The organism is Aeromicrobium sp. 9AM, from assembly GCF_902506105.1.
Lineage (GTDB): Bacteria > Actinomycetota > Actinomycetes > Propionibacteriales > Nocardioidaceae > Aeromicrobium.
In genome coordinates this window covers 1,096,391-1,120,170 of record NZ_LR733304.1, presented here as the reverse complement: position 1 = coordinate 1,120,170, position 23,780 = coordinate 1,096,391, and the positions used below count along the sequence as shown (strand labels likewise).

Below are 23,780 nucleotides of genomic sequence, written 5' to 3'. Positions count from 1 at the left end.
GAATGCCGGAGGCGGGAATCACACCGTGGTGGCGTCGCCCTGACCCAGCTTGCGGACATCGTCGACCCCGCCGAAGTTGGCGACCTGACCCCAGTAGATCCCGTACGCGAGGTCCGAGATCGTCCGGTCGTGGATCGGGAACAGCGTCGTGGGGGAGACCCGCTGGACGAAGTCCACCGTCTCGCTGGCCTTGGCCCACGGGGCTGACAGGGGGAGCGCCAGCACGTCCACACCGTCCGGGGCCGTCTCGTACGAGTCGCCGGGATGGAAGACGGTCGGCTCGCCGTCGGCCGCCAGTGTCACGCCGACATTCGTGATGCGGGGGATCTGGGGCAGGATCACGGCGTGCTGCGCGCCGACGCCGCGGATCGTGATGCCGCCGACCGTCGTCTCTGTGCCGTCGACGTGCTCGCTCCACGAGCCGAACTCGAGCACCGAGGCGCTCTCGGGATCGCACAGCAGCACGGCATCGGGATTGCGCTCGAGCAGACCCGGGCCGCGGGTCGTGTCGACGTGGTCGGCGTGCTGGTGCGTCACGACGATCGCGTCGAGTCCCTCGAGCTCGAACGTGGCGTCGAGGCTGAAGGCGCCGGGGTCGATGAGGACGCGCGTGTCAGCGGCCTCGACCAGGACTGCCGCGTGGCCGAATCGGGTGATCTGCATCGTCAGCCGAGGTACTTCTCGACGACGTCGGGCGACCGCTCCGCGGCTTCGTCGGGCGACTCGCCGTACTGCCGCTTGGCGTTGCGCTGGCGCAGCAGGTCCCACGCCTGGTCGAGCTCGACCTCGAGCTTCTGCAGCCGGGCGTGCTCCTCTGCCGGCGTGACCTCATGCTTGCTCAGCTGCTCACGCAGCGCCTTCTCTTCGGCGACGAGCGCCGAGATGTGCTCATGGATGCCCTGGTCTGTGGTCATGGCGCGAGTCTACGACTCACATCCAGGTCGCGTCAGTGGCAGGATCTGGCCCATGGAGTTCCACAGCACCGTCGAGCTCGGCGGCAAGACGGCGACCGGCATCGAGGTGCCGGCCGAGGTCGTGGAGACCCTCGGAGGTGGCAAGCGTCCACCCGTGACCGTCACGGTCGGCGGCCACACCTATCGAACGACGGTGGCGCCCATGGGCGGGCGTTTCATGATCCCGCTCAGTGCCGAGAACCGTGAGGCAGCCGGCCTCGCAGCCGGCGACGAGGTCGACGTCGAGATCACCCTCGACACGGCGCCGCGCGAGATGAAGGCGCCTGATGATCTTGCCGAGGCGTTGCGTGCGGCTCCGGAGGCAGCGACGTTCTTCGAGTCGCTGTCGTTCAGCCACAAGCGCAGCTATGTCGACTGGATCGTGAGTGCCAAGAAGGACGACACGCGGCAGCGGCGGGTTGCGCAGGCCGTCGAGCTGCTGCTCACCAAGCGCAAGCAGCGCTGAGTCAGGCTCGTAGCGGCTCGAGCTGCGGCGCCGCCGACACCAGCCGGCCCATGCGCCACAGCGAGTGCACCACCAGTGCGGCGACGACCGAGCCCGACGTACCGAGGAACAGATCGCCAAGGGTGTCGGTGTAGGCGCCGCGGCGCTCCGACGACGTGCTGATGAATGCGTAGTACTCCGCGATCTCCCAGCCGATCGCGACGGTCGCGCCAAAGGCGAGAGCGCGCTCGATCGTGGCCCGCAACGTCGAGGTGCGGTGCAGCGTCAGGAGGATCGCGGCGGCCGTGAGGAAGCCCGTGTTCATGAAGTGGATCCAGTCGTCGAACCAGACGATCGTGTCGTACATGTTCATCCGGTTGCCGAGCGTGTCCGTGAAGCAGGTGACCGTCACCAGGAGGTCGGCGACCCAGGGGAACGACGCGCGGTCGCGCCAGAAGACGTACCAGAGCGCCGGGACCGAGAAGGCCAGCATGGGATAGGTGACCGCGCGCAGCCCGGCGGCCTTGCCCCGCATGTGGCCGAGATCGGGGAACAGCAGGGCGATCGCGAGGAGGATCAGCAGGCCCGCCTTGGCCGTCAGGTCGAGGCTGCGTACGACAGGCGGCGCGACATGACGGGTCGCGTACTGCGTGTCGCTCATGTGCAAAGGATAGTGCGCGGTCTCTGCGACCCGGCGCATTATGGGCGCGGCAGGCAAAAGAGAGGTTGCATTTTCGTGTCGCTCAGTCGACGTCTTGCCGACAGGTATGTTGACAGGCTGTCCGCGAGCATCCTGCCGACTGATCAGACTGGATCAGGAATCGAGAAGCGCGGCGTCGGCGGCCGCCACTAACGTGACTGCCATGGACATCACGATTCACACCACGGTTCTCCCGCACAGCGATCCCGACGCCTCCGTGGCGTTCTTCCGCGACGCGCTGGGGTTCGAGGTCCGCCAGGACGTCGGGCAGGGACAGATGCGCTGGATCACCGTCGGCCCGCCCGACCAGCCCGGCACGTCGATCCTGCTGGCGCCCCCGGCGGCCGATCCCGGCATCACCGAGGACGAGCGACGCGTCATCTCCGAGATGATGGCCAAGGGCACCTACGGCTGGATCCTGCTGGCGACCACGGACCTCAACGGCGTGTTCGACCGCGTACAGGCGACCGACGCCGAGGTCGTCCAGGAGCCGACCGAGCAGCCCTACGGCGTACGCGACTGCGCCTTCCGCGACCCTGCAGGCAACATGATCCGCATCCAGGAAGTGAGCTAGCCCGTCCATGAGCGCCACCCAGCCCAGCGACCTGCACGCCGCCGACAGCCACGACCTGATCCGCGTGCACGGCGCGCGGGAGAATAACCTCCAGGACGTCAGCATCGAGATCCCCAAGCGCCGGCTGACGGTGTTCACCGGGGTCTCGGGGTCGGGCAAGAGCTCGTTGGTGTTCAGCACGATCGCTGCGGAGTCGCAGCGCATGATCAACGAGACCTACAGCGCCTTCCTGCAGGGCTTCATGGCGACGCTGGCTCGTCCCGAGGTCGACCTCCTCGAAGGGCTGACGACGGCGATCATCGTCGACCAGGAACGCCTGGGCGCCAACCCGCGTTCGACGGTCGGCACCGTCACCGACGCCAACGCGATGCTCCGCATCCTCTTCAGCCGGCTCGGTGAGCCGCACATCGGACCGCCGACGGCCTACTCGTTCAACGTGCCGACCCGCACGGCGAGCGGGGTCATGAGCACCGAGAAGGCCGGCCGTACGGAGAAGAACGTCGTCAGCAAGGCCGTCTACCTCGGCGGCATGTGCCCGCGCTGCGAGGGCATGGGCGCGGTCAGCGACTTCGACATGACCGCGATCTACGACGAGAGCAAGTCGCTCAGCGAGGGCGCCCTGACGGTTCCGGGCTACAGCATGGACGGCTGGTACGGCCGGATCTTCGCGGGTGCGGGCTTCGACATGGACAAGCCCGTCTCGAAGTTCACCAAGAAGGACCTCGACAAGCTGCTCTACGGAGAGCCGACCAAGATCAAGGTCGAGGGGATCAACCTGACGTACGAGGGCGTGATCCCCAAGATCCAGAAATCGATGCTCTCCAAGGACGTCGACGCGATGCAGCCTCACATCCGTGCCTTCGTGGAGCGCGCCGTCACGTTCCAGACCTGTCCGGACTGCGGCGGCACGCGACTCACGCAAGAGGTGCTGTCGTCGAAGATCAACGGCAAGAACATCGCCGAGCTCTGCACGATGCAGATCAGCGACCTGGCCGAGTGGGTGCGTACCGTCGACGAGCCGTCGGTCGCGCCCCTGGTGGCGGGGTTGCAGCACCTGCTCGACTCCTTCGCGGAGATCGGGCTCGGCTACCTCTCGCTCGATCGGCCGTCCGGCACGTTGTCCGGGGGAGAGGCGCAGCGCACCAAGATGATCCGCCACCTCGGTTCGTCGCTGACCGACGTCACGTACGTCTTCGACGAGCCGACGATCGGCCTGCACCCGCACGACATCGAGCGGATGAACAACCTGCTGCTGCAGCTGCGCGACAAGGGCAACACGGTGTTGGTCGTGGAGCACAAGCCCGAGACGATCGCGATCGCCGACCACGTCGTCGACCTCGGCCCGGGCGCCGGCACCAAGGGCGGCACGATCTGCTTCGAGGGCACGGTCGAAGGCCTGCAGGGGAGTGACACCGTCACCGGGCGCCACCTCGACGACCGGGCATCCCTCAAGGACTCGGTGCGTACGTCCACCGGCACGCTCGAGGTCCGCGGCGCATCGACCCACAACCTCCAGGACGTCGACGTCGACATCCCGCTCGGCGTGCTGTGCGTGTTCACCGGTGTCGCCGGGTCCGGCAAGAGCTCGCTGATCCAGGGCTCGGTCGCGGGGCGTGACGGCGTCGTGCTGGTCGACCAGGGCGCCATCAAGGGCTCGCGCAGGAGCAACCCCGCGACATACACGGGGCTGCTCGAGCCGATCCGCAAGGGCTTCGCCAAGGCCAACGGTGTGAAGCCTGCGCTGTTCAGCTCCAACTCTGAGGGGGCATGTCCCAGCTGCAACGGCGCCGGCGTCATCTACACCGAGCTGGGTGTCATGGCCACGGTCGAGTCGACCTGCGAGGAGTGCGAAGGCCGGCGCTTCCAGGCATCAGTGCTGGACTACACGTTCGGCGGCCGCAACATCGCCGAGGTGCTGGCGATGCCGGTGAGCGAAGCGGTGGGGTTCTTCGACGAGGGCGATGCCAAGCTCCCGGCGGCTCACAAGATCCTGACGCGTCTGGACGATGTCGGACTCGGCTACATCAGCCTCGGCCAGCCGCTGACGACGCTGTCCGGTGGTGAGCGCCAGCGGCTCAAGCTCGCCACGCACATGGGGGAGAAGGGCGATGTGCTGATCCTCGACGAGCCCACGACCGGCCTGCACCTTGCTGACGTCGAGCAGCTGCTGGGCCTGCTCGACCGGCTGGTCGACTCGGGCAAGTCGGTCATCGTCATCGAGCATCACCAGGCTGTCATGGCGCATGCTGACTGGATCATCGATCTCGGCCCGGGCGCAGGTCACGACGGCGGCACGATCGTCTTCGAGGGCACACCCACCGACCTCGTGGCGGCCGGCTCGACGCTGACCGGCAAGCACCTATCGGCGTACGTCGGCGAGTAGGTGCGGGACGTTATGTCAAGTAGAGGCGGAAGCCTTCTGCCTCTGGCGTGAATCCCAGGCCTGCGTAGAGGTCGTGCGCTCCGTCGTCAGCATGTCGTTTGTGGCTGAGCAGCTGCACCTTGTGGCAGTCGGCCGACCTGGCGTCGCTGATTGCACGCTCCATGAGCGATCTGGCGACGCCTTGGCGACGATGTGCGTACGCGACGACGACAGCCTCGATGAACGCCGTGGGACGGCAGTCATACGTGATGTTGGGGAGGACGGAGAGGCACGCTGTGCCGACGGGTTCACCAGAAGCGCTCTCAGCGACGTACACAGTGACGTCGGGCGACGTCTGGACGCGTTCCCACATCGCCAGCTGTCGCGTCGTTGCCACAGGCATCTCGAGCGAAACGTCCTGGTGGACGGCCTGATTCTGCGCCAGGACACGCAGAACGCTGGCGATGTCGTCGAAAAGCGCTGGGCGGACGCGATGTGCCGGGTTCACGGGCAAGACCCTGCCAGATGCTCCCACTCGACACGTTTGTCCGATAATGCACATTATGTCAATTAGTATGTATTCCAGCGTGGGATCTCCCGCGTCGTCCCTCCCCTCATCGTGAAGACATCGCGCCCCTTGGCCCAACACGCGAGCATGGGGCCATGACCGCCATACGACTCGTCACCCTCGATGACGTCCCGGTGCTTGCGGACCTGTTCACCAGGAACCGCGACTTCCTGGCGCCGTGGGAGCCGGAGCGAGGGACCGACTACTTCTCGATCGACGGGCAGCGCGGCGTCATCGAGGAAGCGCTGGAGCGCCACGAGCAAGGACTCACCTACCCACACGTCATCCTCGACGACGCCGGCGACATCGTCGGCCGAATCAATCTGGGCAACGTGGTGCATGGCCCGTTCCAGTCGTGCGGTGTCGGCTACTGGGTCGCCGAACGGTCCAACGGCCGTGGTGTCGCTACTGCGGCAGTCAGGGAGATCAAGCAGGTGGCGTTCGACGAGTTGGGACTGCATCGCATCGAAGCCTGCACCTTGGCTCACAACGTTCGCTCGCAACGTGTGCTGGAGAAGAACGGGTTCGTCCGATTCGGCCTGGCACCGGCGTATGCCAAGCTCGCCGGGCAGTGGCAGGACCACACTCTCTACCAAACGCTCAACCCTGAGCACGGCTGAAAAGCCGCGTATCAACGGTTGTGCGGCACGGGGCACGCGCGTTAGAGTCCCAGCGATCGTGATCGACGACAGGAGGTGAGACCCATGAACGCAGTACCCACAGTGGGTGCTCCCCCGCAGTCCACGATGCAGCGACTGAGCTAGTCGCCCCGGGAGCACCCCACGCAACTTCTGCGAAGGGCAGCTCCCATGAACCACACACCTCTTTCAACACCTTCCGACGCCCGGCAGGGCGAGCGAGCCTTGGTCCTCGGCGGTGGCGGATCCACCGGCAACGCCTGGTTGATCGGCGTCATCGCCGGACTCTTCGACGCCGGCCTGGAGGTGACCACGGCCGACCTCACTGTCGGGACGTCAGCCGGCTCGACGGCCGCGGCCCAGGTGGCCGGGGCGACTCCGCCTGAGCTGTTCGCCGCCACCCTCGTCGCTCCCCCGCAGCGGACCGCTCCATCCGCCGATGCAAGACGCGCTCGAGCCAAGCCGGTGGTGAACCACCGCGAACGGGTCCAGAAGATCATCGACTCCGCCGACGACGTCGCCGACATGCGTCGCCGCATGGGTGCGGCCGCACTCGACATGGAGGCCGCGTCCGACGGCTCCTGGCAGGCCCAATGGCGTACGACCGTCGCCTCGAGACTGCCCAGTCAACGATGGCCGGAGCGTTCGGTGCTCATCACGGCGGTCGACGCCGAGACCGGCGATCCGGTCGTGTTCGACCGCCACAGTGGCGTCGACGTGGCGGACGCGATCGCCGCGAGCTGTTCCAGCGGCCCGCCCTACCGCATCGGCGACCGCCGATTCATCGACGGCGGCTACCGCTCCAACGCCGAGAACGCGGACCTGGCCGCCGGGTACGCACGAGTGCTGGTGCTGTCCCCCTTCGGCGGACGAACACTCCTGCCGCTGGAATGGGGCATGCACCTGGCCGCGCAGGTCAACGAGCTGCGAGCGGGTGGCAGCAGGGTGGAGACCATCTTCCCCGAGAGCAGCTCCGAGCACCTGTTCGGCACCAACGCGATGGATGTGTCGCTACGCCCGGCCGCCGCCCAAGCCGGGTACGACCGAGGCTCAGCCGTGGCCGGGCAGCTCACCGAGTTCTGGCGCTGATGCCCTGTACGCGCGTCAGAACCGCTCGATGCCGAACGCGACCATGAAGCCAGCGGTGGCGATGAGTCCCGTGTAGAGGTGCGTACGCTCGAACGCTTCGGGGATCATCGTGTCGGCGATCATGGCAAGGATCGCTCCGGCCGCGATAGCGGTGATGAGCGCGATCAGGTCGGCGCTCGCGCCCTGCAGCACCAGGCATCCCAGCAGGCCGGCGATCCCGCTGGCGAGTGCGATGGCGCCCCAGACCCCGAACACGTACGTGCTGCTCCGGCCACTGCGCTTCATCCCGGCCGCGCTGGACAAACCCTCGGGAAGGTTCGAGATGAAGATGGCTGCGAGCACTGGTACGCCGACCCCGTTGCCGCCCAGCAGCGACAGGCCGAGCACGATCGACTCGGGGATCCCGTCCATCAGCGCGCCGATGGCGATCGCGACCCCGCTCCCCTGCTGGTCGCTCTCGGACGGCTGCTGGTCCTCCGAACGCTTGCGATGCCGGGCGCCTCTCCGGGCGAGGGCCACGTTGGCCAGGACGTACACGGTGGCGCCGCCCATGAAACCGATCACCGTCGGCATCAGGCCACCGGTCGACTCCGCTTCATCGACGAGGTCGAAGGCCAGCGCCGAGATCAAGACCCCTGAGCCGAACGCCATCGTGCTGGCCACGACGAGACGCGGGATGTGGAGGGTCCATGCCAGGGCGGCACCGAGGAGCAGGGCACCACCGGCGAACGTCCCCCACAGCCCCGCCTGCAGCCAGATCGGCATGCACGTTCTCCTGTCGGTCGACGTCTCGGCGGGCGTATGCGACCACCGTTCGAGACGCTATCCCTGGACGACAGGGCGGGCCACTCGGCGGTTGACGAAATAATCGGCGCGAGCCTAGCGTTGCGAGCCTCACCGGCCAGGCGGTCGTGAGCCACGATTCGGAAACGGGGACCCGATATGACGTCCAAGCTCTATTCAGTCACCTTCGACGCGCACGAGCCGAAGCACGTCGCGGAGTTCTGGGCCACGCTGCTGGGTTGGGAGCTGAGCGAGGAGGACGACGGATTCGAGGTCGTCCCGACCGACGGCACGGCGTACCGACTCGGCTTCTTCCCCAGCGACGAGCCGAAACGAGGCCAGAACCAGGTGCACTTCGACCTGACCAGCGCCACCCCCGAGCAGCAGCAGGAGACCGTGGCGCGAGCCCTCGAGCTCGGCGGTCAGCACATCGACATCGGCCAGACCCCCGACGACGGCCACGTCGTTCTGGCCGATCCGGACGGCAACGAGTTCTGCGTCATCGAGGCCGGCAACAACTTCCTCGCGGACACCGCGTTCATCGGGGCGATCAACTGCGACGGTTCGCAGGAGGTCGGCTACTTCTGGAGCAAGGCGCTCGACTGGCCGCTCGTGTGGGACCAGGACGAGGAGACCGCGATCCAGGCACCTGAGGGCGGTTCGAAGATGTCGTGGGGCGGGCCACCCGTGGCACCCAAGACCGGCAAGAACCGCATCCACCTCGAGATCGCTCCCCCTGCCGGCAGCGATCTCCAGGCCGAGGTCGAACGCCTCGTCGAGCTCGGGGCCAAGCGCATCGACATCGGTCAGGGCGACGTCAGCTGGGAGGTCATGGCCGACCCTGACGGCAACGAGTTCTGCGTGCTGAGCCCGAGGTAGCCACGACGCTCGGCGTTGACCTGCGGTCGTACAGGTCCAGCCCCTACCGTTGAGGGATGACGACGGCGGCGCACAAGGGAGGAACACCCCGAAGGCTCGCGGCCGTCCTGGTGGCGGCCGCGCTCGTCGCGGCGGGCGCTGCGGCGTGGCTGTTGCGTCCTGCCGACTCCGGCCGGCCGTTCGCGATGAGCTCCCCCGCGTTCGACCTCCTGGCGATCCCCAAGCCCGGCGTGTGCACGAAGCCGGCGACGAGCCCCTTCACGCCCACCAGCGTCTCGATCCGCGGCGTCGTCGACGACGGGCAGGTGCTGCCGCTCCCCCGCGACGGCAACAACGTGCCGGAGGTGCCGCCGACGTCGGCGAAGTACGCCTTCGCGTGGGACCGTCCGCCGGGGATCAGGCCCGGCTCGCCGCGTGGGAACGTCCTGCTCAACGCCCATACCTGGCCCGACGGATCGGCCGTCGGCAACGTCATGCTGGACAAGCTCGACAAGGGCGACCGCATCGTGCTGCGCGGCGGCAGGTCCGAGCTCTGCTACACGGTGACCAAGCGGGTCGAGGTCCTCGCCAAGGACGGCTATCCCCCGTACTACGACCGCAAGGGCAGTCCGCAGGTCGCCCTCATCGTGTGCTCAGGCAAACGCCTCGGCCCGGGCGACTGGACGCACCGCACGATCTGGTTCGCCCAACCGGCAGCCTGACTCGGCTCAGTGCCAGTCGCTGATCCGCTCGTCGTCCGGTGCCGGCGCTCCTGCTCCCGTCTCCAGGAGCGACTTCAGGCTCATGAGGAACGTGGCCCATTTCGTGCTGCAGTGATGCATGAACTCCACAGGCTCCCGCCAGCCCCGATGGGCGAACAGGATGATCGTGTAGTCCCCCTCGGTCGTCAGGTCCCAGATGACCTGCGTGCCGATCCACTCGGCCGGTCCTTCGACGACCTCCCAGACCACGCGCTCGCCCGGCTTCGCCTCCATGACCTGCATGTCGAAGCCGTTCGGCTCCGGGGCGCCCTCGAAACGGAACTCCAGCACCCCGCTGGTGTCGCCGTCTCCGCGTACGTCCCTGGTCCACCACCCCGCCAACCCGTCGGTCGTGGTCAATGCTTGGAACACCGCGTCCCGCGATGCCGTGATTCCCACGCGATGCAGGATGTCCACCATGATGCTCTCCTCTGTCGTGGCGCGCCCGCGGTTGCGGGCGCGCATTCGGGTTCGTCAGTTCTTCTCTTCGCTGGCGTTCTTGATGGCCTCGGCGATCTGCTTGATCCGACGGAGCCGGGCGTCCCACGTGCTGCCGACCGCGTTGAGCTGAGCGACAGCGCGGGCGAACTGCGCCTCGTCGATGCGATAGTGCGTCTCGCGCCCCGCCGGCGTGGCGTGCACCAGACCGACGCGGTCGAGCACGCCGAGATGCTTGGCGACCGCCTGCCGGGTGACCGGCAGCTCGTCGCTGAGCGCCGTGGCCGTGCCCGGACCTCCGGCCAGCAGGAGGTCGAGCACCCGACGCCTGGTCGGATCCCCGATCGCCGACCACAGGTCGTCGTCGATCGCGGCGGTCATGCCGCTGCCGCCAGCTCTTCGGCGTACGCCTGGATGCGCGGCACGAACCGGTCCCAGCCGATCCCGTGATCGAGGTATCGCTGCTCGAGAACGGCGGCCTCCCAGCCCCGCTCGCGGAACCCGGTCTCCCTGAATCGCAGCAGGGTGCCTTCCCCGGACGGCACGAGCTCGAACGTCACGAGATTCGAGTTGCCCTCCTGGGCGCTCTCCCCCGCTGGGTTCGTCCACCGGAAGCTGAACAACCGCGGAGGCTCGGCGGCCACGACCGTCAGTTGCTCGACGTGCGCCCGCGGGTCATCACCGTCGGCCCACACCAGCTCCCCCGTCGATCCGGGCGCCGGTTCGAAGTCCGTGTCGACGCTCCACCACTCCCGCACGTGCTCGGGGCTGCTGACGACGTCGAACACGACGCTCGGCGGCGCGTCGATGTGGATCTCGCGCTCGATGCTGGCGTACTCCATGAGTTCCTCCTGATATGCAACCATCGGTTGCCTATCAAGATAGCCACTTCTTCGCACATACGCAACCATCGGTTGCGCAGGATGTCACAGCCGCCTCTGCGGTCCCGTCATACGTACAGGAGGCGAGAACGTGGAATCGACAAGAGGCGAAGTGATTCAGGACCGAACCGGCCGGAACGGGGACGATGGCTCGCTCGAGCTGCGAATGCTGCTGATGGCCATGGCATGCGACCCATGGCGCCCCGGCACCGATGACACGAACGACGCGCCATCGGCCTCGTGACGCTCAGTCCAGGAGGTCGATCGCACCCTCGGGGCACGAGTCAGCAGCGTTGCGCGCATCGTCGATCTGATCAGCGGGCACGTCGATCACCTGACCGCGCGGCGTCACGTAGCCGTCCTCGTCGTACGTGAGCAGGCCCTCCGCCAGCGAGTAGCAGCGGCCGTGCCCGCGGCAGATGTTGACGTCGACCGTCAGCTTCATGACCGGACCTCCCACGAGAGCGGCAGGCTGAGCAGCGTCATCATTGCGCCGCCACCGCGCTCCATCAACGGCTCGTCGCTCCGTACCTCGAAGTCGGGGATCACCTTCAGCCATTCCTCGACGGCGACCTGCATGACCCGACGGGCCAGGTGCGCGCCGAGGCAGCGGTGCGGGCCTCCGGCGAAGCCGAGGTGGTTGTTGGCCTTGCGGTCGACCACGAACTCGTCGGGGTTCTCGTACACGCGGGGGTCGCGGTTGGCGCCCGACACCAGGCCGTAGACCATGTCGCCCTTGCTGAGCGGGCAACCGTGGAACTCGGTGTCCTGCGCGACCTTGCGACCGTCACCGAAGATGATCGTGTACATCCGCAGCGACTCCTCGACCGCGGTCGGGATGAGCTCCGGCTCGGCGATGAGACGGTGCCGGTCGTCGGGGTTCTCGGCGAGATGGCGGAAGAGGTAGCCCAGCTGGCCGCGTGTCGTGTCGAGGCCGGCGAGCACGAGGACCGTGAGGATGTCGAGGATCAGCGCGTCACCCAAGGGCTCGTCGTCGACCGTGGAGTGCAGCAACAGCGACGCGAAGTCGTTCTCACGCGGTGCCGGGTCGTGGCGGCGGTCCTCCAGGACGTCCTCCCAGTAGCCGCGGATGCCGCCGAGAGCCGCGCCCATGGCGGTCTGCTGCTCCAGGTCTCCGCCGAACCCGGCGAAGAAGTCCTCGACCCACGGCACGAACAGGTCGGCGTCGGAGTTGGGCACGCCGATGATCGTCAGGAAGATCTCGGTGGGCAGCCGCATCGCGAAGTCGCCGACGAAGTCGCACTCCCCCTTGGGCGCGAGATCGGCCACCAGGCGCCGGCCGATCTCCTGCGCCTCAGGTGTGATCCGGTTGACCGCGTTGGGGGCGAACCAGCGGCTGATGAGCTGGCGATACTTGGCGTGATCCGGCGGGTCGATCTGCGTGGGCACGAACCGGTAGACCGGATCCGGCTCCCACGGCGTGATCGACTCGCTGGAGAATATCTCGGGGTGCTGATACATCTCGCGGACCTCGTCGTACCGCGTGAAGACCCAGTAGCCCTGTGCATGCGTGTTGAAGTACGCCGGACTGCTCTCCCTCAGCTCATTCGCCTTGTCCCAGTGTGCTCCAGCCTCAAGCGGTGCTGACGCGTCGAGATGGATGACGGGGCACCCAGAAGGCACCCGTTGGGAGATCTCCGTCCGCTCCTCGGCCGGTGTGGTCACCGCGGGTCTCGCTTCCTCGTACGCCGCGCGATGCGTGGCCGTGGCGGTGAACCTGAATTCGGTTCGGTTTGCTGCCACGTACTGTAACCCGCCTCACACCGGCCCGCAATACCCTCGCGGCCACGTGTTCGGGCAGCCGCGCTCGGCGAGAAACTGTCAGGAAACAGGCTGCGCGATGATGCGGAGCAGCCGCTCCTCGGACACGTCGAGGGCGCGGCTCACCCGCTCGATGCCACGCTCGTCGATGAGCTGGACCAGCGTGTCCCGACGCACCGACCTGACCATCTGGCTCATCGACCGCAGCGAGTCGTGCACGGTGGCCAGCGCCTCGAGGCGCTCACCGGGAGGCAGCCCCTGCAGCCACGAGTCGAGCCGTTCCCGGAGCGTGTCCATGTGTTCGATGAGCTGTCGGTCGGACAAGAGAACGCGCCTCGAGAGATCGGAGTGACGGTGTGTCTGCAACGAGTCAATCACAGGCACGGTCGACAGATCCAGCGCGGCTCTCCGCTGACGAGATAGCGTCGGCAGCATGCCGGCCTCCGAGTCAGATCCCGCCGCAGAGTGGGACGCGATGTACGCCGAGCGCTCCACCGTGTGGAGCGGCGAGCCGAACGCGCAGCTGGTCGCTGAGGTGACACCCCTGGCCCCCGGGACTGCGCTCGACGTCGGTTGTGGCGAGGGCGCCGACGCGGTCTGGCTCGCCCAGCGCGGATGGGATGTCACGGCCGTCGACGTCTCCGAGGTCGCGCTGGACCGGGCGCGCGCCCATGCCGCCTCGGCAGCGGTGGCGATCTCGTTCGAGCACGTGGATCTCGTCGCCACTCCCCCGACGCCCGAGGCGTACGACCTGGTGTCGGCGCAGTTCTTCCACCTCCCCGACCCGCCTCGCGGCCAGGCGTACCAAGGTCTCGGCGCGGCCGTCGCACCCGGCGGACACCTGCTGGTCGTGGGTCACTATCCGTCGGAGCACATCGGCAAGGACCACCCCGAGCGACTCTTCACGACGGACGAGATCGTGACGTTGCTGGGTGACGACTGGCAGGTCGTGACGTCCGACGTTCGCGAACGCACGGCGGTGCACCACGGCGAGCTCACCGACCTCGTCGACGGCGTCGTGCTGATGAAGCGTGCCGGTTAGGCTGGTTGCACGACCTGAAGGAGTGATCCCGATGAGCGCCCGCGACCGCAAGAGGCACGAGTATCGGCTGCGCCTGGAGGCCGAAGCCGCGGCGGACGAGGGCGATCAGGACGAGGGCGATCAGGACGAGGCGGAGGCCCGCGAGAAGCGGATCGCCAACCAAGCCCAGTGGGTCGAGCTGCAGGTGCACCAGGCGATACGACGCGGCGAGTTCGACAACCTGCCGGGCGCCGGCAAGCCGATCCCCGACCTCGACGCCCCGCATGATCCCGACTGGTGGCTCAAGCGGCTCATCGAGCGTGAGCGCATCACCGGGGTCCTGCCACCGGCATTGGCGCTCCGCACCGAGGACGCGCGAATGGACGACACGCTCGACCGTGAGACGACCCCCGACGGCGTTCGGCGAGTGATCGAGGACTTCAACGCCCGCATCGTCGAGGCGCGACGGCAGCTCCAGGGCGGCCCGCCGGTCATCACGGCGTTGCGCGACCCGGACGACGAGATGCGTGCGTGGAACCAACGGCGTACCGCGCGGGTGGCGCGACAGAAGGCCGTCATGGCGCAGATCCGGCGGGATGAGGCGGCTGCTGCTTCCCCAGTGTGGTGGCGGCGACTGCTCGCACGCCTCGTACCGCGGTTCCGGCATCTCGTCTGACGTTCGTCGGTGGCTCCGGGCACACTGGCTGCATGGTCACGACGTCGCACTCGCTCCTGCGTGAGCTGCGCCTCGAGACTCCGGTCAACGTCTCCTTGACACTCAGCACGCTTCGTCGCGGCCAGGGCGACCCGACCACCCGACGCGCCCCCGATCGCCTGTGGCGAACGAGCCGCATGCCGACCGGTCCGGTCACGTACGCCTTGCGCCAGCTCGAGCCCACGCTGGTGCAGGCCGAAGCCTGGGGACCGGGCGCTGCCGAGCTGCTCGACGGCCTGCCCGGCCTCGTCGGGGCCGACGACGACCCAAGGGGGTTTCGGCCCGGTCATCCGATCCTCGCCGACGCGGTCCGACGGCACCCGGGGCTCCGCGTTCCCCGCACCGGACGCGTCCTCGAAGCACTGATCGCAGCAGTGATCGAGCAGAAGGTCGTCGGCCTCGACGCCTTCGCCGCCTGGCGCCGGCTCAACACGCGATTCGGTGAGCCCGCACCCGGTCCGGCGCCGGCCGGCATGCACGTCTTCCCCACCGCCGAGCAATGGGCGGCCATCCCCTCGTGGGAGTGGCACCGCGCGGGCGTCGACCCCCAGCGGGCGCGTACGGCGCAGGCCTGCGCGCGCCTCGGCGCCCAGGTAGACCGCCTGGCGACGACACATCCGGACGACCCAGCTGCGGTCTACCGAGGCCTGCGGAGCATTCCGGGCGTCGGCGTGTGGACCGCTGCCGAGGTCGGCAGCCGCGCGCTCGGCGATGCCGACGCGGTGCCGTTCGGTGACTATCACGTCGCCAAGGACACCGGCGCCGCTCTCCTGGGCCGTCCGGTCGACGACGCGGGGCTTGCCGAGCTGCTCGAACCGTGGCGTCCTCACCGGTTCCGGGTCGTACGCCTTGTGCAGCTCAGCCCACTTGCCAGGCCTGAGCGCCGTGGGCCGCGCATGCCGCGCGTCGACCACCGTCACATCTGACGCCGGAATGAATGCGCGCCGCAACCGGTTGCAAGGTGTCATGACGACGACTGTGCAGGCCCTGACCCGAAAGCAGATCGACGCCGACACCCGCAAGGCACTCGCCGCGATCTATCTCGCGGCCTATGGCGACGCGAGCCTGCCCGAGAGCCAGCTCGACGCCGACAACTTCGTCACCTCGACGATCCGGCGGCACTCACGGCGCGCGGGGTTCCGCCTGGTGCTGGCCACGACGGACGGCGAGACCTCCGGGTATGCGTACGGGTTCACCGGCAAGCACGGTCAGTTCTGGAGCGACTGGCTCGCCGGCGCGGCGCCGGCCGACATCGTCGAGACGTGGGTCGGCGACCACTTCGAGCTCGTCGACATCGTCGTCGACCCGGCTCACCGCGGCCAGGGCATCGCGGGACTCCTGCATGACGAGCTCGTCGAGGGCCTGCCCCAGCAGAAGGCTCTCCTCGCCACCACCCCGGACGACGGCGCTGCCGCCCGGCTCTACGGCGGACGCGGCTGGCAGGTGCTCGTACCCGGAATCGACGGCGAGAAGGCCCTCTACGGTCTCGACCTCGCCGCCCGTACGGCTTGACCGTCGGCACCCGGCCCTACAGTGATCCGGTGCCCCTGACGTCCCGTGTTCCTGCGTGGCTGCGAGTGGCCGCGGCACTGTTCGCCGTCGGCTGGGGCGCCAACCAGTTCGCCGCGATGCTGCTGGTCTATCGCGACGACGGCGCCTCGAGCGAGGCGGTCACCGCCCTGTTCGGCGCCTACGCCCTCGGCCTCATCCCGGCCCTGCTGATCGTCGCCCCGATCTCGGACCGCATCGGGCGACGCCGGGTCATGCGCCCGGTCCTGGTGCTCTCGTTCATCGCGACGGTGATCCTCCTGGTCGGCGGCGACAACCTGGTGGTCCTGCTGCTGGGTCGACTCGTCGCGGGCATCGCCTCCGGCGCGGCCTTCGCGCCGGGCAGCGCCTGGGTCAAGGAGCTGTCCGCCGACGGACCGCCGGGCACCGGTGCCCGGCGCGCGACCCTCGCCCTGTCCGCCGGCTTCGGTTCGGGCCCGTTGGTCGCCGGGGTGTGCGGGCAATGGCTGCCGGATCCGACGGTCCTCCCGTACGTGCCGCACCTCGTGCTGATGCTCGGCGTCGTCGCGCTCGCCTGGCACGCCCCGGAGCCGTTCGTGCCGCGGAGCAAGGACGAACGCCACCGCCGGTCCGAGGTGTGGCAGGCGATGCGCTCTCGCCGGTTCCTGCTCGGCATCACGCTGACAGCGCCGTGGGTGTTCGGTGCCGCGGCGACGAGCTTCGCGACGATCCCGACGTTCGTCGACATCGGAGTCGCACCGGTCGCCGTGACCGGTGCCCTGACCGGCCTCACGCTGTGGACCGGCGTCGCGGTGCAGCCATTGGGCAAGCGCCTCCACGACCCCCGCCTCATCATCGGAGCCGGGCTGGCGGCGGCCGCAGCGGGACTGCTCACGGGGCTCCTGCTCGCCGCGACCGGCATCGAGTGGCTCGTGCTGCCTGCGGCGGTCCTGCTCGGGACGGCATACGGCCTGATCCTGGTCGGCGGGCTCACAACGGTCGAGAGCCTGGCCCACCCCGACGATCTCGGCACCCTGAACGCGGTGTTCTACAGCCTCACGTACGTCGGATTCGCCGCGCCACTGCTCAGCACCCTGGCCCTCAACGCGATCTCGCCGGAGCAGCTGATGCTTGCAGGCATCCTGATGATCGCCATCACCCTTCCGTTGCTGCTGGTGTCGCAGGCACGGACCGCCGTCAGCGCCCGGGGCCGGCCGCGCCGATGACCGAGATGACGTTGCCCGACGGATCGGTGAACCAGGCGATGTCGGGCCCGTTGCCCTTCATGACGCCGTCCTCGTCCTGCGGCATGCCGTCGTAGCGTTCGAACGTCACGCCCCGCTCCGCCAGCTCACGCACAGCTGCCGAGACGTCGTCCACCGGCAGGTTGAGCACCGTGAACGACGCCGGCGAGTGAGCCTCGCCTTTGGGATAGACCAGCACACGATGGCCGTCGCCCAGGTCGATGTGGAGCATGCCTTCGGACTCCTCGACCTCCAGGCCGACGAGGTCGCTGTAGAACGCCTTGGCTGCCGGGATGTCGGCGACCGAGAAGCCGCTGAACGGTGTGCCGTACGAGACCATGATGTGTCCTTCCGATTGCTCAGGTTGCCGAGACGATCGCCTCTGCGACCGCGACGGGTTGACTCAGTGCGGCCAGATGACCGCCGGGAATCTCGGTGACCCCGATGCCCAGACGCTCGCGTGCCACTCGTTGCTGGAAGGCGTAGGGGAAGAACCGGTCGCTCCGCCCGGCCAGCACGGTCGTGGGGATGTCGGGCCAGGCGTCGAGCCCCCACGGCGCGGCGAACACCGCGTCGGCCTCGCCGTGCTCCTCGTCGCCGAGGGCAGCAATCGTGTCAGCCGGTATGTCGTGCAGGAAGTACGTCTCGAGGTCGAAGTTGGCGTCCGGGTCGCGGCCCTCCCGGATGTCGTGGTCACGCCGGGCCTCTGCCGACCCGGTCGCGCCCCACCACTCCCCTGCGGTCTCGCCCGGGAGCGGGATCATGGCGTTGAGCAGGACGATCCGCGAAGCCGGCAGCCGGTCAGCGGCCCACGATCCGCTGAAACCGCCGATCGACTGGGCGACGACCACGACGTCGTCCAGGTCTGCAGCCGCGGCCACGATCAGGTCGACATAGTCCGGAAGGCCCTTGCCCGGGTCGTCACCGGGCAGCTCGACGGCGACGCTGGCCAGCCCGCGCTCACCCAGCTCGCGGCGCACGAGATGCCAGTAGGCCGCCGCCTGTCCCCCAGCGCCGGGGACCAGGACATACGTCGACTCAGCCATGAACCGGCTACTCGAACGGGGCGGGATCGCCGGCGCCCACACGTACGACCTCGGCGAAGCCGTCGGAGAAGTCGACGACGGTCGTCGGTTCGGCGATGACGTCGGCGCCGGACTCGACCACCGCATCGATCTGGCCGTCGAGTGCCTCGGCGATCTCCCAGGCGGTCGTCATCGGCTCCGAGCTGCCGGGCAGGATCAGCGTCGTCGACAGCATCGGCTCGCCCAGGGCGGTCAGCAGCGCGGTGACAATCTTGCTGTCGGGGATGCGTACGCCGACGGTCTTCTTCTTCTCGTGCAGCAGCCGGCGTGGCACCTCACGGGTGGCCGGCAGGATGAACGTGTAGGGCCCCGGCGTCGCCGCCTTGACCGCGCGGAAGATCGCGTTGTCGACGTGCACGAACTGACCGAGCTGCGCGAAGTCCTTGCAGACCAGCGTGAAGTGGTGCTTGTCGTCGAGCTGCCGGATCGTGCGGATGCGGTCGAGCGCGTCCTTGTTGCCGAGCTGGGCGCCCAGCGCGTACCCCGAGTCCGTCGGGTAGGCGATGAGCCCGCCGTCCTGGATCACCGCCGCCGCCTGGTCGACCGATCGTTGCTGTGGATTGTCGGGATGGATCTCGATGTAGCGGGCCATAGGCCAGAGGCTACTTCGTTTTGGCCCGGACATGACGAAGGGCGGCGCACCATCGTGCGCCGCCCTCCGCCTGAGTCAGCTGAAGATGCTGTAACCCCCGGGACCGACGAGTGCTGCCACGATGAGCAGGACGATGCCGATCAAGATGTCGCCGCGGACGAGACGCAGAATTCCGTAGATCGCAATGATGACTGCGATGATCCACAAGATGAACGCCATGGGTGCTCCCTCTCTTCAGTGGTGACGGTGGCCACCGCAAAGAGGTCTACCCCGAAAAGCCTCGCCTCAACCGTCCTGGATGTGACCTGGGTCACGTGATTGCGTTCCGTCATCCGGACAGTTCTGTACGCGCTGGGGCGCCAGTCGGGGCCGACCTATTCTGGAGCCCGCAGTGATCGACATTCCGGAAGAGGTGAGCAGCATGGCCCCCGCGGTCCTCTCCCTCGCCGAGCGGCGTCAGCAGCAGATCGACCACGACAACAAGCGCACGGCGCACCTGTCGTCGCGTGAGGCCCTTCTTGCTCCGCGGCGCAGCAACGAGGAGCTCAAGGCGCTCGCGGACGCGGCCCAGGAACGCTTCGCCGAGTCCGACACCACCGAGATCCTCGCGTGGGTCGCCGAGGAGTTCGGCTACCGTACGGCCGTCGCCTGCTCGATGGCCGACGCCGTCCTGCCGCACGTCGTGGCCCAGCACCTTCCGTGGGTCGACACGTTGTTCCTCGAGACCGGCTACCACTTCGCCGAGACCATCGGTACGCGCGACGCCGTCGAGGCGTCGATGCAGCTGTCGATCGTCGACGTCAAGCCGCGCCGCAGCGTCGCCGAGCAGGACGCCGAGTTCGGCGAGAAGCTCTTCGAGCGCGATCCGGCCCTCTGCTGCCAGATGCGCAAGGTCGAGCCGCTGCACGAGACCCTGCAGGGCTACGAGGTGTGGATCACGGGCGTACGCCGTGACGAGGCGCCGACCCGCGCCAACACCCCCTTCGTGACCTGGGACGACAAGAACGGCTTGGTCAAGGTCAATCCCCTGGCCGCCTGGTCGTTCGACGACCTCCTCGCATACGCCGACGACAACGACGTCATCGTCAACCCGCTGGTCAACGACGGCTACCCCTCGATCGGGTGCGCACCCTGCACCCGCCGCGTCGCTCCGGGTGAGGACCCGCGCGCGGGTCGCTGGGCCGGCCTCGACAAGACCGAGTGCGGCCTGCACGCCTGATCCCTGCCCGACATACGCAAAGGCACCGATGACCCTGACCGACGAACGCCGTCTCACCCAGCTCGAGTGGCTGGAGTCCGAGGCGATCCACATCATCCGTGAGGTGGCTGCCGAGTTCGAGCGCCCCGTGCTGCTGTTCTCCGGCGGCAAGGACTCGGTCGTGATGCTGCACCTGGCCGTCAAGGCGTTCTGGCCCTCCCCCGTGCCGTTCCCGGTCATGCACGTCGACACCGGGCACAACTTCCCCGAGGTCCTCGCGTTCCGCGACGCCACGGTCGAGCGGCTGGGACTGCGGCTCGAGGTCGCCAGCGTGCAGGACTACATCGACGACGGACGCCTGCGCGAGCGCAGCGACGGCACCCGCAACCAGCTGCAGACCCAGCCCCTGCTCGACGGGATCACCAGCCACAAGTTCGACGCGGTGTTCGGCGGCGGACGGCGCGACGAGGAGAAGGCCCGCGCCAAGGAGCGGGTGTTCTCCCTGCGCGACGAGTTCGGCCAGTGGGACCCCCGCAACCAGCGGCCCGAGCTGTGGAACCTCTACAACGGCAAGCACCGCCCCGGTGAGCACGTACGCGTGTTCCCGCTCAGCAACTGGACCGAGCTCGACGTCTGGCAGTACATCGGCGCCGAGGACATCCAGCTCCCCGAGCTCTACTACGCCCACCAGCGTGAGGTCTTCGAGCGCGACGGCATGTTGATCAGCGTCAGCGACGTGTCGCAGCCGCGCGAGGGCGAGACCGTCGAGAAGCGCCAGGTGCGCTACCGCACGGTCGGCGACATGTCCTGCACGGGAGCCGTCGAGAGCGACGCGGTCACCGTCGACGACGTCATCGTCGAGGTCGCCGCCACACGGCTGACCGAGCGCGGCGCCACCCGCGCCGACGATCGCGCGTCCGAGGCCGCCATGGAGGACCGCAAGAAGGAAGGCTACTTCTGATGAGGACGCTGCTCCGCCTCGCGACCGCCGGCTCGGTCGACGACGGCAAGTCCACCCTCGTCGGGCGCCTCCTGTACGACTCGAAGTCCGTGCTCGCCGACCAGTTCGACGCCGTCGAGCGGGTCAGCCGTGACCGCGGCCTGGCGTCGGCCGACCTCGCCCTGCTGACCGACGGGCTGCGCTCCGAGCGCGAGCAGGGCATCACGATCGACGTGGCCTATCGCTACTTCGCCACCGCCGAGCGTTCGTTCATCCTGGCCGACTGCCCCGGCCACGTTCAGTACACCCGCAACACCGTGACCGGCGCGAGCACCGCGGACGTCGTCGTCCTGCTGGTCGACGTACGCCACGGCATCCAGGAGCAGACCCGCCGGCATCTTGCGGTCGCGTCGCTGCTGCGCGTCCCGCACGTCATCGTCGTGGTCAACAAGATCGACCTGGTGGACTTCGACGAGGCGACCTACAACCGGGTGTCGGACGAGGTGCTCGAGTCGGCCCGCAGCCTCGGCCTCTACGACGTCGCCACGATCCCGGTCTCGGCCCTCGACGGCGACAACGTCGTCGACCGGTCCGATCGCACGCCGTGGTACGACGGACCCAGCCTGCTCGCGTACCTCGAGCAGCTCTCCCCCGTCGGCTCGCCGCAGTCCGAGCCCCTGCGGTTCCCCGTGCAGCTCGTGATCCGCCCGCAGTCCGCTGCGGGTGAGGAGTTCCGCGACTATCGCGGCTACGCCGGACAGATCGCGTCAGGCCTCGTGCGGGTGGGGGACGCCGTCACGGTGCAGCCCAGCGGTCGTACGAGCACCGTCACCGGCATCGACTTCGCCGGCCGGGAGCTCACCGAGGCGTACGCTCCGCAGTCGGTGACGCTGCGGCTCGAGGACGACATCGACATCTCGCGCGGCGACCTCATCGTCACGTCGCGGAGCGTCCCGCCCGTCACGCAGGACATCGACGGCACCATCGCCTGGCTCGCCGAGGGCTCCCTCATGCCCGGCACCAAGGTCCTGCTCAAGCACGGCACCCGCACGGTGCAGGCCATGGTCAAGGTGATCGGTGGCAAGCTCGATCTCGACAACGCCAGGCTGCTGCCGGCCGACTCGCTCGGCCTGAACGACATCGGGCACGTGACGCTCCGGCTCGCGGCGCCGATCCCGGCCGAGGAGTACATCCACGCCCGCGGCACCGGGGCGTTCCTGCTGATCGACGCCCAGGACGGCGGTACCCTTGCCGCCGGCATGGTGGGCGATGCGCTGCTCGACACCAAGGCGGCCGTGGAAGCGATCGGCGACACTACAGTTCTCGTATGAGCTCGATGAGCGAGCGCCAGCGAGCTCACCATGAGGCAGCACTCATGTCGTTGCCTCCGTATGGTTGGTTCTTCTTGGAGGCGACGACATGAGCAGCTTCCCACTGACCCTCCGGGTGACCGGTCGCAAGGTCGTCGTAGTCGGCGGCGGACACGTGGCCACCCGGCGTACGCTCTCGCTGCTCGATGCCGGCGCCCGCGTCGTCGTGATCGCCCCAGCCGTCTCGGACTCATTGGGCTCGTCGATCGACCGCGGCGAGGTCGAGTGGATCCAGCGGACCTATCAGCCCGGCGATCTCGACGGCGCCTGGCTCGTGCAGACCGCCACGGCGGACCCCGTCGTCGACGGCCAGGTCGCCGACGACGCCGAGGCGAGCCAGGTCTGGTGCCTCAAGGGCGGCGACCCTGACCATGCCACCGCCTGGTCCCCCGCCGTGGCACGCGTGGACGACGTCACAGTGGCCATCAGCGGCGGCGGAGACGCCGGACGTGCGGCTGCCCTGCGTGACGGGGTGGCCGCTGCGCTGCAGTCCGGCGAGCTGCCGATGCGGCACCGCACGCACCATCCCGACGGATTCGTCGCGCTCGTTGGAGGCGGCCCGGGCGATCCCGGCCTGCTGACGACGCGTGGCCGGCGCCTGCTGGCCGAGGCGGACGTCGTCGTGGTCGACCGACTCGCGCCGCACGGCGTGCTCGCCGAGCTGCCGCCGGACGTCGAGGTCATCGACGTCGGCAAGAAGCCCGATCATCACCCGATCCCGCAGGACGAGATCAACGCGATCCTGGTCGACCGGGCCAAGCAGGGCAAGATCGTCGTCCGGCTCAAGGGCGGCGACCCGTACGTCTTCGGGCGCGGCGGCGAGGAGCTCATCGCCTGCCAGGAAGCCGGCATCCCGGTCGAGGTCGTCCCCGGCGTGACGAGCGCGATCGCTGTCGCTGCCGCTGCGGGCATACCCGTCACGCATCGCGGCGTCTCGCGCGGCTTCACGGTCGCCACCGGCCACGAGTCGCTCGCGGATCTGCCGCGCAACCGTGCCCACACCCTGGTGATGCTGATGGGGGTCAAGCGCCTGGCCGAGACCGCCGGCGAGCTCATCGCCGCGGGACACGACCCCGAGGCCCCGGCCGCGCTCGTCGAGAGCGGCTATCGCGAAGGGCAGCGGGTGACAGTGGGCACGCTCGCGACGATCGCCGAACGCGCCGACGCGATCGGCGCCCAGCCGCCGGCCATCACGATCATCGGCGACGTCGTGACCCTGTCACCCGCCTGGCCCCCAGCTTGAGCCACCGCTGGCAGTGACGTTTGGGCAGGTT

At 68.5% G+C, this 23,780-nt stretch carries 31 protein-coding genes; 16 read left to right on the top strand and 15 right to left on the bottom strand.

The annotated features are described in order from the left end of the window. Positions 1-18: 18 nt before the first annotated feature. Positions 19-663, bottom strand: coding sequence for an MBL fold metallo-hydrolase (locus BOSE46_RS11785; protein WP_201299621.1), 645 nt, complete (start codon positions 661-663; stop codon positions 19-21). Positions 664-665: 2 nt separating this feature from the next. After that, positions 666-914 (bottom strand): DUF2630 family protein, encoded by a 249-nt coding sequence (locus BOSE46_RS11780; protein ID WP_159540421.1) that lies wholly within the window; start codon positions 912-914, stop codon positions 666-668. Between the two features lie 52 nt (positions 915-966). On the opposite strand from BOSE46_RS11780, the gene BOSE46_RS11775 reads away from it, so the two are divergent. Continuing rightward, complete coding sequence (locus BOSE46_RS11775) at positions 967-1,419, top strand: YdeI/OmpD-associated family protein (RefSeq protein ID WP_159540420.1); 453 nt, start codon at positions 967-969, stop codon at positions 1,417-1,419. Position 1,420: 1 nt separating this feature from the next. Here BOSE46_RS11775 and BOSE46_RS11770 read toward each other — a convergent pair whose 3' ends face one another. Further along, positions 1,421-2,059 (bottom strand): hypothetical protein, encoded by a 639-nt coding sequence (locus BOSE46_RS11770; RefSeq protein WP_159540419.1) that lies wholly within the window; start codon positions 2,057-2,059, stop codon positions 1,421-1,423. A 202-nt stretch (positions 2,060-2,261) separates the two neighbouring features. Between BOSE46_RS11770 and BOSE46_RS11765 the strand changes: the two genes are divergently transcribed. Both BOSE46_RS11765 and BOSE46_RS11760 read left to right on the top strand, forming a co-directional pair. Further along, entirely contained in the window at positions 2,262-2,672 is a 411-nt protein-coding gene (locus BOSE46_RS11765) for a VOC family protein (RefSeq protein ID WP_159540418.1), read from the top strand. Between the two features lie 7 nt (positions 2,673-2,679). Beyond that, positions 2,680-5,055 carry an excinuclease ABC subunit UvrA gene (locus BOSE46_RS11760; RefSeq protein ID WP_159540417.1) on the top strand — a complete coding sequence of 792 codons (2,376 nt, stop codon included), beginning with the start codon at positions 2,680-2,682 and terminating at the stop codon, positions 5,053-5,055. A 10-nt stretch (positions 5,056-5,065) separates the two neighbouring features. Here BOSE46_RS11760 and BOSE46_RS11755 read toward each other — a convergent pair whose 3' ends face one another. Then, positions 5,066-5,542, bottom strand: coding sequence for a GNAT family N-acetyltransferase (locus BOSE46_RS11755; protein WP_159540416.1), 477 nt, complete (start codon positions 5,540-5,542; stop codon positions 5,066-5,068). A 155-nt stretch (positions 5,543-5,697) separates the two neighbouring features. On the opposite strand from BOSE46_RS11755, the gene BOSE46_RS11750 reads away from it, so the two are divergent. Both BOSE46_RS11750 and BOSE46_RS11745 read left to right on the top strand, forming a co-directional pair. Further along, positions 5,698-6,222: a GNAT family N-acetyltransferase gene (locus BOSE46_RS11750; RefSeq protein WP_159540415.1), complete on the top strand. Its 525-nt coding sequence runs from the start codon at positions 5,698-5,700 to the stop codon at positions 6,220-6,222. Between the two features lie 189 nt (positions 6,223-6,411). After that, positions 6,412-7,329: a patatin-like phospholipase family protein gene (locus BOSE46_RS11745; protein WP_159540414.1), complete on the top strand. Its 918-nt coding sequence runs from the start codon at positions 6,412-6,414 to the stop codon at positions 7,327-7,329. A gap of 15 nt (positions 7,330-7,344) precedes the next feature. On the opposite strand, the gene BOSE46_RS11740 is transcribed toward BOSE46_RS11745, so the two are convergent. Further along, positions 7,345-8,094, bottom strand: a complete 750-nt coding sequence (locus tag BOSE46_RS11740) for a ZIP family metal transporter (protein ID WP_159540413.1) — start codon at positions 8,092-8,094, stop codon at positions 7,345-7,347. A gap of 177 nt (positions 8,095-8,271) precedes the next feature. Between BOSE46_RS11740 and BOSE46_RS11735 the strand changes: the two genes are divergently transcribed. Then, positions 8,272-8,991, top strand: a complete 720-nt coding sequence (locus BOSE46_RS11735) for a VOC family protein (protein ID WP_159540412.1) — start codon at positions 8,272-8,274, stop codon at positions 8,989-8,991. A gap of 56 nt (positions 8,992-9,047) precedes the next feature. Next, positions 9,048-9,692 carry a class F sortase gene (locus tag BOSE46_RS11730; RefSeq protein WP_159540411.1) on the top strand — a complete coding sequence of 215 codons (645 nt, stop codon included), beginning with the start codon at positions 9,048-9,050 and terminating at the stop codon, positions 9,690-9,692. Positions 9,693-9,698: 6 nt separating this feature from the next. Here the strand turns inward: BOSE46_RS11730 and BOSE46_RS11725 are convergent, their stop codons facing one another. From BOSE46_RS11725 to BOSE46_RS11700, 6 genes are all read right to left on the bottom strand, one after another. Beyond that, positions 9,699-10,151: an SRPBCC domain-containing protein gene (locus tag BOSE46_RS11725; protein WP_159540410.1), complete on the bottom strand. Its 453-nt coding sequence runs from the start codon at positions 10,149-10,151 to the stop codon at positions 9,699-9,701. A gap of 54 nt (positions 10,152-10,205) precedes the next feature. After that, positions 10,206-10,550: a metalloregulator ArsR/SmtB family transcription factor gene (locus tag BOSE46_RS11720; RefSeq protein ID WP_159540409.1), complete on the bottom strand. Its 345-nt coding sequence runs from the start codon at positions 10,548-10,550 to the stop codon at positions 10,206-10,208. Beyond that, complete coding sequence (locus BOSE46_RS11715; RefSeq protein WP_159540408.1) at positions 10,547-11,011, bottom strand: SRPBCC domain-containing protein; 465 nt, start codon at positions 11,009-11,011, stop codon at positions 10,547-10,549. The genes BOSE46_RS11720 and BOSE46_RS11715 overlap by 4 nt, the downstream gene beginning before the upstream one ends. A 286-nt stretch (positions 11,012-11,297) precedes the next feature. Beyond that, a complete protein-coding gene (locus BOSE46_RS11710; RefSeq protein ID WP_159540407.1) occupies positions 11,298-11,495 on the bottom strand; it encodes a ferredoxin in 198 nt (65 codons plus the stop codon). Then, positions 11,492-12,814: a cytochrome P450 gene (locus tag BOSE46_RS11705; protein WP_159540406.1), complete on the bottom strand. Its 1,323-nt coding sequence runs from the start codon at positions 12,812-12,814 to the stop codon at positions 11,492-11,494. The genes BOSE46_RS11710 and BOSE46_RS11705 overlap by 4 nt, the downstream gene beginning before the upstream one ends. Positions 12,815-12,892: 78 nt before the next feature. Next, positions 12,893-13,156 (bottom strand): hypothetical protein, encoded by a 264-nt coding sequence (locus BOSE46_RS11700; protein ID WP_159540405.1) that lies wholly within the window; start codon positions 13,154-13,156, stop codon positions 12,893-12,895. Between the two features lie 109 nt (positions 13,157-13,265). Between BOSE46_RS11700 and BOSE46_RS11695 the strand changes: the two genes are divergently transcribed. Genes BOSE46_RS11695 through BOSE46_RS11675 form a run of 5 tightly spaced genes read left to right on the top strand, consistent with a single transcriptional unit; the run spans position 13,266 to position 17,303 of the window. Beyond that, the gene (locus tag BOSE46_RS11695) at positions 13,266-13,874 is read left to right on the top strand and encodes a bifunctional 2-polyprenyl-6-hydroxyphenol methylase/3-demethylubiquinol 3-O-methyltransferase UbiG (protein ID WP_201299620.1); all 609 of its coding nucleotides are present in this window, start codon (positions 13,266-13,268) and stop codon (positions 13,872-13,874) included. 31 nt (positions 13,875-13,905) lie between these two features. Continuing rightward, positions 13,906-14,529 carry a DUF1992 domain-containing protein gene (locus BOSE46_RS11690; RefSeq protein WP_159540404.1) on the top strand — a complete coding sequence of 208 codons (624 nt, stop codon included), beginning with the start codon at positions 13,906-13,908 and terminating at the stop codon, positions 14,527-14,529. A 32-nt stretch (positions 14,530-14,561) separates the two neighbouring features. Next, positions 14,562-15,494 (top strand): DNA-3-methyladenine glycosylase, encoded by a 933-nt coding sequence (locus BOSE46_RS11685; RefSeq protein ID WP_159540403.1) that lies wholly within the window; start codon positions 14,562-14,564, stop codon positions 15,492-15,494. A gap of 40 nt (positions 15,495-15,534) precedes the next feature. Beyond that, a complete protein-coding gene (locus tag BOSE46_RS11680; RefSeq protein ID WP_159540402.1) occupies positions 15,535-16,080 on the top strand; it encodes a GNAT family N-acetyltransferase in 546 nt (181 codons plus the stop codon). A 29-nt stretch (positions 16,081-16,109) separates the two neighbouring features. After that, positions 16,110-17,303 carry an MFS transporter gene (locus BOSE46_RS11675; protein ID WP_159540401.1) on the top strand — a complete coding sequence of 398 codons (1,194 nt, stop codon included), beginning with the start codon at positions 16,110-16,112 and terminating at the stop codon, positions 17,301-17,303. Here the strand turns inward: BOSE46_RS11675 and BOSE46_RS11670 are convergent. The 4 genes from BOSE46_RS11670 to BOSE46_RS11655 form a co-directional block, all read right to left on the bottom strand. Beyond that, a complete protein-coding gene (locus BOSE46_RS11670; protein WP_159540400.1) occupies positions 17,275-17,661 on the bottom strand; it encodes a VOC family protein in 387 nt (128 codons plus the stop codon). The two genes, BOSE46_RS11675 and BOSE46_RS11670, sit on opposite strands and share 29 nt — an antisense overlap. Positions 17,662-17,680: 19 nt before the next feature. After that, positions 17,681-18,367: an alpha/beta fold hydrolase gene (locus tag BOSE46_RS11665; protein ID WP_159540399.1), complete on the bottom strand. Its 687-nt coding sequence runs from the start codon at positions 18,365-18,367 to the stop codon at positions 17,681-17,683. Between the two features lie 7 nt (positions 18,368-18,374). Further along, positions 18,375-18,998, bottom strand: coding sequence for an L-threonylcarbamoyladenylate synthase (locus BOSE46_RS11660; protein ID WP_159540398.1), 624 nt, complete (start codon positions 18,996-18,998; stop codon positions 18,375-18,377). 75 nt (positions 18,999-19,073) lie between these two features. Further along, positions 19,074-19,217, bottom strand: a complete 144-nt coding sequence (locus BOSE46_RS11655) for a GPGG-motif small membrane protein (protein ID WP_201299619.1) — start codon at positions 19,215-19,217, stop codon at positions 19,074-19,076. A gap of 202 nt (positions 19,218-19,419) precedes the next feature. On the opposite strand from BOSE46_RS11655, the gene BOSE46_RS11650 reads away from it, so the two are divergent. The 4 genes from BOSE46_RS11650 (at position 19,420) to cobA (ending at position 23,749) form a co-directional block, all read left to right on the top strand. Continuing rightward, positions 19,420-20,217, top strand: coding sequence for a phosphoadenylyl-sulfate reductase (locus tag BOSE46_RS11650; RefSeq protein WP_159540397.1), 798 nt, complete (start codon positions 19,420-19,422; stop codon positions 20,215-20,217). 28 nt (positions 20,218-20,245) lie between these two features. Continuing rightward, on the top strand, positions 20,246-21,157 hold the full coding sequence (gene cysD / locus BOSE46_RS11645) for a sulfate adenylyltransferase subunit CysD (RefSeq protein ID WP_159540396.1): 912 nt from the start codon (positions 20,246-20,248) through the stop codon (positions 21,155-21,157). Continuing rightward, positions 21,157-22,467 (top strand): sulfate adenylyltransferase subunit 1, encoded by a 1,311-nt coding sequence (locus tag BOSE46_RS11640; RefSeq protein WP_159540395.1) that lies wholly within the window; start codon positions 21,157-21,159, stop codon positions 22,465-22,467. The genes cysD and BOSE46_RS11640 overlap by 1 nt, the downstream gene beginning before the upstream one ends. An 88-nt stretch (positions 22,468-22,555) precedes the next feature. Further along, positions 22,556-23,749 carry a uroporphyrinogen-III C-methyltransferase gene (gene cobA / locus BOSE46_RS11635; protein ID WP_159540394.1) on the top strand — a complete coding sequence of 398 codons (1,194 nt, stop codon included), beginning with the start codon at positions 22,556-22,558 and terminating at the stop codon, positions 23,747-23,749. Positions 23,750-23,780: the final 31 nt, after the last annotated feature.

Bases quoted from the DNA above. Each gene is read 5' to 3' on its own strand.
- BOSE46_RS11785 (WP_201299621.1), bottom strand. From the start codon at position 663: ATGCAGATCACCCGATTCGGCCACGCGGCAGTCCTGGTCGAGGCCGCT.
- BOSE46_RS11780 (WP_159540421.1), bottom strand. From the start codon at position 914: ATGACCACAGACCAGGGCATCCATGAGCACATCTCGGCGCTCGTCGCC.
- BOSE46_RS11775 (WP_159540420.1), top strand. From the start codon at position 967: ATGGAGTTCCACAGCACCGTCGAGCTCGGCGGCAAGACGGCGACCGGC.
- BOSE46_RS11770 (WP_159540419.1), bottom strand. From the start codon at position 2,059: ATGAGCGACACGCAGTACGCGACCCGTCATGTCGCGCCGCCTGTCGTA.
- BOSE46_RS11765 (WP_159540418.1), top strand. From the start codon at position 2,262: ATGGACATCACGATTCACACCACGGTTCTCCCGCACAGCGATCCCGAC.
- BOSE46_RS11760 (WP_159540417.1), top strand. From the start codon at position 2,680: ATGAGCGCCACCCAGCCCAGCGACCTGCACGCCGCCGACAGCCACGAC.
- BOSE46_RS11750 (WP_159540415.1), top strand. From the start codon at position 5,698: ATGACCGCCATACGACTCGTCACCCTCGATGACGTCCCGGTGCTTGCG.
- BOSE46_RS11745 (WP_159540414.1), top strand. From the start codon at position 6,412: ATGAACCACACACCTCTTTCAACACCTTCCGACGCCCGGCAGGGCGAG.
- BOSE46_RS11740 (WP_159540413.1), bottom strand. From the start codon at position 8,094: ATGCCGATCTGGCTGCAGGCGGGGCTGTGGGGGACGTTCGCCGGTGGT.
- BOSE46_RS11735 (WP_159540412.1), top strand. From the start codon at position 8,272: ATGACGTCCAAGCTCTATTCAGTCACCTTCGACGCGCACGAGCCGAAG.
- BOSE46_RS11730 (WP_159540411.1), top strand. From the start codon at position 9,048: ATGACGACGGCGGCGCACAAGGGAGGAACACCCCGAAGGCTCGCGGCC.
- BOSE46_RS11725 (WP_159540410.1), bottom strand. From the start codon at position 10,151: ATGGTGGACATCCTGCATCGCGTGGGAATCACGGCATCGCGGGACGCG.
- BOSE46_RS11720 (WP_159540409.1), bottom strand. From the start codon at position 10,550: ATGACCGCCGCGATCGACGACGACCTGTGGTCGGCGATCGGGGATCCG.
- BOSE46_RS11715 (WP_159540408.1), bottom strand. From the start codon at position 11,011: ATGGAGTACGCCAGCATCGAGCGCGAGATCCACATCGACGCGCCGCCG.
- BOSE46_RS11710 (WP_159540407.1), bottom strand. From the start codon at position 11,495: ATGAAGCTGACGGTCGACGTCAACATCTGCCGCGGGCACGGCCGCTGC.
- BOSE46_RS11695 (WP_201299620.1), top strand. From the start codon at position 13,266: ATGCCGGCCTCCGAGTCAGATCCCGCCGCAGAGTGGGACGCGATGTAC.
- BOSE46_RS11690 (WP_159540404.1), top strand. From the start codon at position 13,906: ATGAGCGCCCGCGACCGCAAGAGGCACGAGTATCGGCTGCGCCTGGAG.
- BOSE46_RS11685 (WP_159540403.1), top strand. From the start codon at position 14,562: ATGGTCACGACGTCGCACTCGCTCCTGCGTGAGCTGCGCCTCGAGACT.
- BOSE46_RS11680 (WP_159540402.1), top strand. From the start codon at position 15,535: ATGACGACGACTGTGCAGGCCCTGACCCGAAAGCAGATCGACGCCGAC.
- BOSE46_RS11670 (WP_159540400.1), bottom strand. From the start codon at position 17,661: ATGGTCTCGTACGGCACACCGTTCAGCGGCTTCTCGGTCGCCGACATC.
- BOSE46_RS11665 (WP_159540399.1), bottom strand. From the start codon at position 18,367: ATGGCTGAGTCGACGTATGTCCTGGTCCCCGGCGCTGGGGGACAGGCG.
- BOSE46_RS11660 (WP_159540398.1), bottom strand. From the start codon at position 18,998: ATGGCCCGCTACATCGAGATCCATCCCGACAATCCACAGCAACGATCG.
- BOSE46_RS11655 (WP_201299619.1), bottom strand. From the start codon at position 19,217: ATGGCGTTCATCTTGTGGATCATCGCAGTCATCATTGCGATCTACGGA.
- BOSE46_RS11650 (WP_159540397.1), top strand. From the start codon at position 19,420: ATGGCCCCCGCGGTCCTCTCCCTCGCCGAGCGGCGTCAGCAGCAGATC.
- cysD (WP_159540396.1), top strand. From the start codon at position 20,246: ATGACCCTGACCGACGAACGCCGTCTCACCCAGCTCGAGTGGCTGGAG.
- BOSE46_RS11640 (WP_159540395.1), top strand. From the start codon at position 21,157: ATGAGGACGCTGCTCCGCCTCGCGACCGCCGGCTCGGTCGACGACGGC.
- cobA (WP_159540394.1), top strand. From the start codon at position 22,556: ATGAGCAGCTTCCCACTGACCCTCCGGGTGACCGGTCGCAAGGTCGTC.